We start from the raw sequence: 8,155 nt of genomic DNA, 5'->3' as shown, positions 1-8,155 counted from the left end.
CATTGGGACCCCCTTTTGATTTCTTGTTGAATGTTTGCAGTTGCCAGACCGCAACCTGTTTTAACAAATCAAAAGGGGTTTTTAGAACCGACTCAAAGCTGAAAGCTTTACTGAACCCCCAGCCTAGTTGGGGGTTTTCTGTGCACAAAAAAAACGGCAACCCGAAGGTTGCCGTTTCTGTTTTACTCACTCTTAAAGAGCACTCCACGCATCAGCCCATGCAAGGCCTTTACCTGGCTCGTAGTAAGTTGGTGCATTGTTACACCAGCCGCTGTACGGGTAAGGTTTGCACTGGAACAGCTGGCCGTGGTTATTCACGATATCGCCCGCTTTCCATTTGGTGTTCGCGCTCCACGCCGGGTAAGTCCCGGTCTGGTCGCCACCGGAGGCTTTCGCGTTCACGTTCAGCAGATAAGTGGTGGTGCTGCTCAACTCACCATCGCTAACGGTCAGGCTGACTTCGTACTGAGCCGCCGCCGCTGCTTCTGGTGCGTTGAAGGTGATCACCGCTTTATCTTCACCGCTGACAGACTGGCCATTCTGAGTGGTCCAGGTGTAGGTCAGGGTGTTGCCGTCTTCGTCAGTCGACCCTGCAGCGCTCAGCGAAACGGTAGCCCCTGCATCAACCGCACCAATTGGCCCGGCAATCTGCGCGACTGGCGCATGATTCACGGTCGTTGGCTCTGCTGGGGTCACTGACTCGTCAGGAACCGTAGGCTCAACAGGAGTGACTGGCTCTACCGGCGTGACAGGTTCAACCGGAGTCACGGGCTCGTCAGGAACCACTGGAGGCTGCACGGTATCGTCTTCGCCCGTCACATTGACGTTGAAGAAGTGTTTCACACACTTGGTGTAGTCACCCTCTTTGAAGGCGCTGAATGGCGTCTGATAGCCCACCAGCTGGCAAGAGTAAGTCTGGCCTGATGGTGTATCTGCACTCCATCCCCAATCCTGTTCCCAGTAAATTTTCAGGGAACCGGAACCGCCTTCATCGAACTGCTTCATGTTGGCGCAGCCGAGGACTTCGTTAGCCGGAACCTGAACTTTCAGGTAGTTAGCGAACTCTTTGTAGTATTTGATACGGTTCTCAGACTGAGCAATCTCGGTCGGGCCACCGCACTCAACGCCACCGTTGATGATCTGCGTGGTCACACCAAAGCCCGGCACCAGGCCATTCGCTTTGTCATGATCGTTTGGCTGCCAACTGCCATCAATCACCTGCAGCATGCTTGGTTTCGGCGGCTGCGGGTAAGCGAAGAAGAAGATAGCCGAAGCCAGGTTCAGCCAGGTATCCGCCACCAGCTCAGGTTTTTTCAGCAGCACGCTAACGTCGCCATACATCGCTTCAGAGAACGGGCCGTAGTTGTAGTTGTAAGACAACTGCTTAGCACCGCGACCGAAGTAGCTGACGAAATCGCCGTCTTTATCTTTGCCGCACGGCCAGGTTTGACCCTGCCAGATATCTGGCGCACATTCGCCGTTATAACCGCCCTTCTGCCCTTCGCTCCAGCCCATTTCACGCACATACACCAGTGCCTGACGCCATTCGGCTTCTGGACGCCAGCTTTCATGGCCGCCGGTTTCCTGCGCGAAGTGCGCAAACATGGTTGCCAGTGATTTACGACAAATAGCATCGCTGTCACGACCATCGGTATAGGTCTGGCACAGTGCAGGGAATTTACCTACCGCTTTGAGGAAGTTGCTGTAGGTGTATTCAGGTGCACGCAGTGGGAACAGATAATCCCAGTCGCTGGCTTTCACAATCCCTTCAACGCGTTTGACGTTTTCCGGGTTCGACGCTCTGCCAGGTTCAATCTGTTCAACCAGGCTGTTGTCCAGCGTACGGATGGTCGATTTCACCGCGGCCATCAGCGGAAAGTCGGTCAGCTCCTGCTCTTTTTGTTGCAGGTCACTGGCTTTGACGGTGTACGGCTCGCTGCTGGCCTGAAGCTGTGCAGCTTGTGCCATAAACGGTGCAACACAAGCCCCGGCAACCAGCAGGCTTAATAATGTCCTTTTGTTCATTTCGGTAATTCCTGTTAAATACAATAATATGATGGATGTGGATGAAAACTGATTTCAGTTTGCTTATTCGTCCGTGGGTCAACAGGCTCAGTGGATATTTCACATTAGTTGAAATAATCATTCCTGGCATGTTTTTTCAGCATTTGATATTTGGCCCAAACTTTACGGGCATACACCATTCGCTTCGGGAAGTTTTCTTTTTTCAGCCCGGCGTTATAAGCGCCGACCGCTTCCCAGTTATAGCCATAAACTTTAATCATGCCTGAGAGTATTGAAGCGCCGACCATAATGGAGGTACAGGGCTCAGTTATCAGGCGGTATTCATCAATGCCGCTGCGTTGAAGTTCGGCAAAATGCGAACTGTTAATCTGCATTAACCCGACATCGTAAGTGCCATCATGATTCTGGCCGATGGCCGAAGGATTCATGCCTGATTCAACGTTAGCAATGGCGTAGAGGAGATAAGGATCAACGTGATAATAATGCGCGGCGTTATTCCAGCAGTTGGCCAACGCACTCTGGCTCATTATCATCAACAATAAAAATAGCGTCTTCATGTTCAATCCCGTTATTTTTCATTGCCCGTTAATCCTTTCCACTTATTCACTTCCGGGCCTGTTTATCCTGCGGGCAGAATGCTGCCCGCAGGGTTAAGGCTGGAAATTATTGACAGTCAGTTGCCGCGCCGGTTTTCACCCACACATCGCTGTTGCCTGGCATATCACCCTTAGTCCACCATTTGGCACGGTAAGCCGAGCCGTTATAGGTGGTGGTGTCGCCGCCGTTGTAAACCACATCGGAACGCCAGTTGAATTTCACCTGGCTGACCAGTTCCCAGGCATCCACGCCGAAGCCAGGTTTGTTACCCTGAGTCCAGTATTTTGCCTTCCAGACCAGGTTATCAGCGCTGACGGTGTCGTCCGCGTTATAGACCTTGCTGGCGCTCCACGCTGCATGTTTGCTGGCGTTGGCATCAACAGGCGCATCGCAGCTACCGGTTGCCTGACCTTCATCCGCTGGCGTATTGCCTTCGTCTGCTGGTGTATTCCCTTCGTCAGATGGGGTATTACCTTCATCAGACGGGGTATTGCCTTCATCAGACGGGGTATTGCCTTCGTCCGCAGGCACGTTGCCTTCATCAGCCGGAACTTCTGCTGCTTTCGGCGTGACGGTGACTTCTACGCTTGACTGGACGCTGGTCTTGCCATCGTTAACCACAACGGTCAGGGTGTAAGTAGACTGCGTTTCCACGTCTGGTGCGGTAATGTTCAGGTTGGCGGTGCCGTTACCCGTTGCCTGCATTGCTGCCGGAACGCTCCAGGTGTACGTCAGCGCGTCACCATCTGGATCGGTAGCTTGAGCGTGCAGGGAGTAAGTCTGACCCGATTCCAGCGTTACCGCTTCCAGTGGGTTTACAACCGGAGCCTGGTTCGCTTTTGGCGCTTTGTTCACGACCTGAACATCTGCCGTGCTGGTCAGCCCTTTCGCATCCGTTACCGTCAAGCGGAACACCAGAGTCTGATTGCTGGTGACAGCCGCCACATTGAAGGTTGCTCTCGCATTCGTGCTGTTGGTGATGTTGACAGACGTTCCAGAAACCTGAGTCCATTTGTAGGTGATCGCATCGCCATCAGGATCGGTGGAGGCAGAACCATCCAGCGTCACGGTTGCCGGGCCAGTCACCATCTGATCGGCTGCAGTCGCAATCGGTGCATGGTTGGTGACCACAGGATCAACCGGCGTTGAACCGCCGCCGACCAGGCTTTCATTCATCGCGTTCAGGATGTCGCCGGTATCGGAGTCGATAGACCAGGCAAACAGGCCGCCCAGGTTTTTCGCCAGCACATATTTACCTTTGGCGGTTGCAGAGCGCGCATCTTCATAGGTGATCAACTCACCGGTTGATTTATTGAACAGAGACGGGGCTTCTGCCGCAGTGTCATAGCTGTATTCCCAGCCTGGTTTGCCTTTGTATTCGTTGGCAATCTGACGGTAGTCAACCACGCCCGGTTCCCAGGTGCCTCTCACTTTGTCGGTCGCGGTGCCCGTGAATGGATTGTTGCCGGTATAACCGTGTACACCAGTCCAGCCGCGGCCGTACATGGCGGTACCCACCACAATCTTGCCTGGCTGCACGCCCTGACCGAGCAGCGCGTTGACGCCGTTGTCAGTGGTGTATTGGGTATCTGGTTTCCAGGACGCACCGTACAGCGCATTCTGGTGGCCCAGTTCGTCCATGCTCCAGCCGCCGTGGAAGTCGTAGCTCATCAGGAAGATATGATCGAGATATTGCTGAGCGGTGGTGTAATCCACGTCTTCAATTTTATCCTGACCGGAACCGATCGCCGAGGTCAGCTCAAACTTACGGCCGGTTTCTGTCGACAGATCGTTGAGCATAGCGCGCAGATCCTGCATCAGCAGGGTGTAGGTTTCTTTATCCTGCTGAGGGTTACCCAGCGCAGCATTCTCGCCGCCGCCACCCGGGAATTCCCAGTCGATATCCACACCGTCGAAGAATTTCCAGGTTTTCAGGAAGTCTTTCACAGAAGCCACGAAGCGATCGCGGATCACTTTGTCATGCATTCTGTAGAACGGATCAGACAGGGTCCAGCCACCGATGGATGGCAGCACTTTCAGGTCTGGATGCGCTTTTTTCATCGCCATCAGCTGACCGAAGTTGCCTTTGTACGGGTCGTCCCAACCGGAAACGCCAGCTTGCGGCTTCTGCAATGCCGCCCATGGATCGTGAATGGCCACCTGGAAATCCTGACGACCGTTACAAGAACGTTTCAGCGCTTCAAAGCTGTTGCCGCCTTCAATGGTTTTCAGGCTGTCGTTGATACCGTCGCCGCCACAGATAGGAATGAAGCCATACAGGATATGGTTGAGGTTCGCCGCAGGGATTTTATCCACCGGGAAATTACGATCGTAAACACCCCACTCAGGGAAATAAGCGCCAACGACTTTGTCGGTGTGCTGAGCAAGCGTTTTGTTGTTTTCTTGCATGGTGGTGGTCAATGGCAGCAGATGACTACCGTCGGTATCCGCAACGATAATCAGTTTGCTGGCGCTGGTGCTGCACCCGCTAGTGTTACAAAGCTCAACCGTTTCCTGATAACGGCCGCCTTTCATGACTTTAAAACTTGCGGTGCCGTTCATGCTGCCCGCGCCGGTCCAGACGGTTTTACCATCCAGCAGCACTTTTGCAGACGTGGGGGCCGCCCCGCTCCAGACGTCCCACTGCACTTTTACGTCAGCGCCGTCGTGGACTTTAACAAGATTGTTATAGGCCGTGGCGGCCTGATCCACTTCAACAATGGCAAATTTATCATTACCGCTGGAGATTGTGGCTTTACCTGGTACAGCTGCAAATACCGGGCTTGCCACCGCGGCAACAAAGAGCGCCAGATATTTAGGCTTCAGAAATTTCATTATTAGATCCTGACAATACGATTTGTGAAATTAAATACCCATGTCATTCCATTCAACATGGACAAGCTATTATGAATAACCCTTCTTAAATACAACGTATAAAAACAACTTGCGAAATAATTACTGTATTACGCCAACACCCTCCATAAAATAAAATCTGATGCAATATCCTTTCCGTGACACCAAGAATACAGGGCGTTTTTTATTTCCCCTATTCCTTTCCCTGGTGAAAAAATTTCAAATAAAACTTGACTGGCTGTTTTAAAACGAAAAATGCATTATCTGCAGAATAAAGGTCACCATTCCGGAAAATGCAAGAGAGGGACCAAAGGGAATAAGCGTATTTTTACGCCCGGATTTCATGAACAGCATAGTGACGGCAATCCCGCTCAGGGCAGCAACCAGCACCAATGTCGGCAACGATTGCCAGCCGCACCAGGCTCCGAGCGCCGCCAGCAGTTTAAAATCCCCGTAACCCAGCCCTTCTCGCCCGGTGAGCAAGCGAAACGCCCAGTACAGTAGCCACAGCGAAAGATACCCGGCAACCGCGCCATATAACGCGTCAGTCAACGGCAATGTATGAAATGCAGCACTGGTTAATAATCCGGCCCAGAGCAGAGGCTGCGTCAGGCAATCCGGCAGCAGCAAGTGCCGGGTATCAATGATCACCAGCGGCAACAGCAAACTCCATAACAACCACAGCGAAAGTAAAACAGGCAGCGATGGAGCAAAAGCCGCGCTGAATGCGAAGAAAAGTGCGCTGAACACTTCGACCAGCAGCAAGCGAAGCGGGATAGCCGCCTGACAGTGGCGGCAACGCCCACGCAGGAAGCACCAGCTCAGCACAGGAATATTTTCCCAGCCGCTTAGTGGATGAGAGCATTCAGGGCAATGGGACGCCGGAAACAGCAGATTCCCCGCACCGTCCTCACCCATCACCAGCGGCGGAATACGCTCTGCCACCACGCCCAGAAAACTGCCGATAATGGCCCCTAGCCCGGCGCTCAACGCGCAAAGCCCGGGGAGATTCTGTGTCTGTATCAGCATCAACGGATTCACGCGGTTTTGCCCCAGCTCAGCGTAATGTGCGCGCTCACATCACTCAGGTGATCCACCGGCGTCAAATCGACTTTTTCCATCCTGACGCCAGAGGTCATATTCATCTCCCGCAGCCAGTTTTTGAGGGTGTAAACGTTGACCCTGTCGACGCTAAAAGATAATGACTGCCCATCCTGACGCAGTTCCGTCAGTGAAAGGTGGATCTCTTTTGCGCTGTCTTCCACTACGCTGCGAGGATTACTGACTTTCAGCACTTTGGCCTGAAGATGATTTTTACTAATTTCTTCACGCATCCAGTTCAGGGTTTGTTTCTGTTTGAATAAAGCCGTCTGGTTATCTTTAATCATTGCATCCAGCGGCGTCATGGCGCCGTAATAAATAACGGCACAGCACAGCACTCCGGCGCTGAATTTAAATAACAAGCGTTCACGCGGGCTGTAATTCTGCCAGCGGGCTTTTAATTGGGTGACACGTTCTTTCATTTGTATTTCCCGGTGACGATGGCGGTATAAGGGGCTTCGCTGGAAACAGGCTGCATTGTTAACGCAAAGTGCTCATTGGCCTGATTCACGAAATTCTGAATCGCCTGGGCGTCCATCGATTTCACATTCAGCGTGAGCTGGCCCTGCGCTTCGTCATACTCCACTTCGCTGACTTCCACGTCCGGCTGCGATGTCCTGATTTGCTCCAGGGCATCAAGCTGAATGAAGAACCCTTTCTGCACTTTGCTCAGGTTTTGCCCAACGTGATACTTCAGGTTGGTGGTTTGCCGCAGGGTCGGGAAATAGTGCTGTGCCACTTCAAGCATCTCACTGGAAACCTGTTCCTGCTGTTGGCTCAACATCCAGGCCGCACCGACGCGTGGCCCCAACAGCAGGCCAATCCCCAGCAACACCACGGCGGTCATCAGCGCTTTGGTATGCCGAAAACGTGGGCCCTGCGCACTACGCAAGGAAAACTCGCCGTGCAGCAGGTTAATGCGACAGCTTTCCCACTGCGGCTGGATAAGCACCAACGGATGTTGCCACACCAGTGCCTCATCTACCCGGACACCTTCTGGCGCCTCGCCATAACAACGCACTTCCCCGCCGTCGCATTTGCTCATCAGCAACGGCAACAGGCCAGCATCCGCTTCACACGCATTGAATGGCGAGAAGCGCAGCCAGTAACTGTCCTCCAGCGCCACCAGCGTCGTGCCGCCATCATTGACGGGCAGCAACATCGCATCCGGCAGCACCTGGATAACGCCCAATCCGGCTTCGGAAAAAAGCGTCAGCCAGCGGCGCAGCACCTCTGCGTTGACTGCCGTGGCATCCACTTCCCGCCCTTTTTTGTTCACTACCGTCCAGTGGAGATCGTCGACATCACCAATCAGCGTCTCTTCAGCCATCCATGAAAAGACCGTCGCCTGTGCGGAGGCTCCTTTTTTAGGCAGCGAAAAATGGCGAAAAATCATTTCGCTGGCCGGAAGCAGCAAGCAGACATTGCTCGCCCACGGATGGTCTGCCAGCGTGTTCAGCTCACCCCACCCCGCCAGCGTTGCAACATGCTGGCTACCGGATTCGCACCACAAAATCTTGTCGTCCTCATGCGTGCCGGGACGAATAAAAAGCACCTGTTTCATCGTGTTTTACTTGTG

7 protein-coding genes are annotated in these 8,155 nt (G+C 53.3%); all 7 read right to left on the bottom strand.

Annotated elements, in window-relative coordinates; all coding sequences use genetic code 11:
* A partial coding sequence (locus tag ACLW56_RS09525; protein WP_330983540.1) for a hypothetical protein occupies positions 1–190 on the bottom strand: 190 nt, incomplete at its 3' end.
* A 2-nt stretch (positions 191–192) separates the two neighbouring features.
* Positions 193–2,025 (bottom strand): chitinase, encoded by a 1,833-nt coding sequence (locus tag ACLW56_RS09520; protein ID WP_330983539.1) that lies wholly within the window; start codon positions 2,023–2,025, stop codon positions 193–195.
* 104 nt (positions 2,026–2,129) lie between these two features.
* A complete protein-coding gene (iagB, locus tag ACLW56_RS09515) occupies positions 2,130–2,582 on the bottom strand; it encodes a type III secretion system invasion protein IagB (RefSeq protein WP_330983538.1) in 453 nt (150 codons plus the stop codon).
* Between the two features lie 106 nt (positions 2,583–2,688).
* Positions 2,689–5,457, bottom strand: a complete 2,769-nt coding sequence (locus ACLW56_RS09510) for a glycosyl hydrolase family 18 protein (protein ID WP_330983537.1) — start codon at positions 5,455–5,457, stop codon at positions 2,689–2,691.
* A gap of 261 nt (positions 5,458–5,718) precedes the next feature.
* Entirely contained in the window at positions 5,719–6,516 is a 798-nt protein-coding gene (locus ACLW56_RS09505) for a prepilin peptidase (RefSeq protein WP_415377691.1), read from the bottom strand.
* Entirely contained in the window at positions 6,513–6,998 is a 486-nt protein-coding gene (locus ACLW56_RS09500; RefSeq protein WP_330983535.1) for a type II secretion system protein M, read from the bottom strand. The genes ACLW56_RS09505 and ACLW56_RS09500 overlap by 4 nt, the downstream gene beginning before the upstream one ends.
* Positions 6,995–8,140, bottom strand: a complete 1,146-nt coding sequence (gspL, locus tag ACLW56_RS09495) for a type II secretion system protein GspL (RefSeq protein ID WP_330983534.1) — start codon at positions 8,138–8,140, stop codon at positions 6,995–6,997. Before gspL ends, ACLW56_RS09500 begins: the two co-directional genes overlap by 4 nt.
* Positions 8,141–8,155 lie beyond the last annotated feature (15 nt).

This window comes from Pantoea sp. sgz302252, assembly GCF_047713085.1.
Taxonomy (GTDB): domain Bacteria; phylum Pseudomonadota; class Gammaproteobacteria; order Enterobacterales; family Enterobacteriaceae; genus Scandinavium.
Note: the sequence above shows the minus strand (reverse complement) of the source record. Positions and strands in the feature narration are given on the sequence as shown.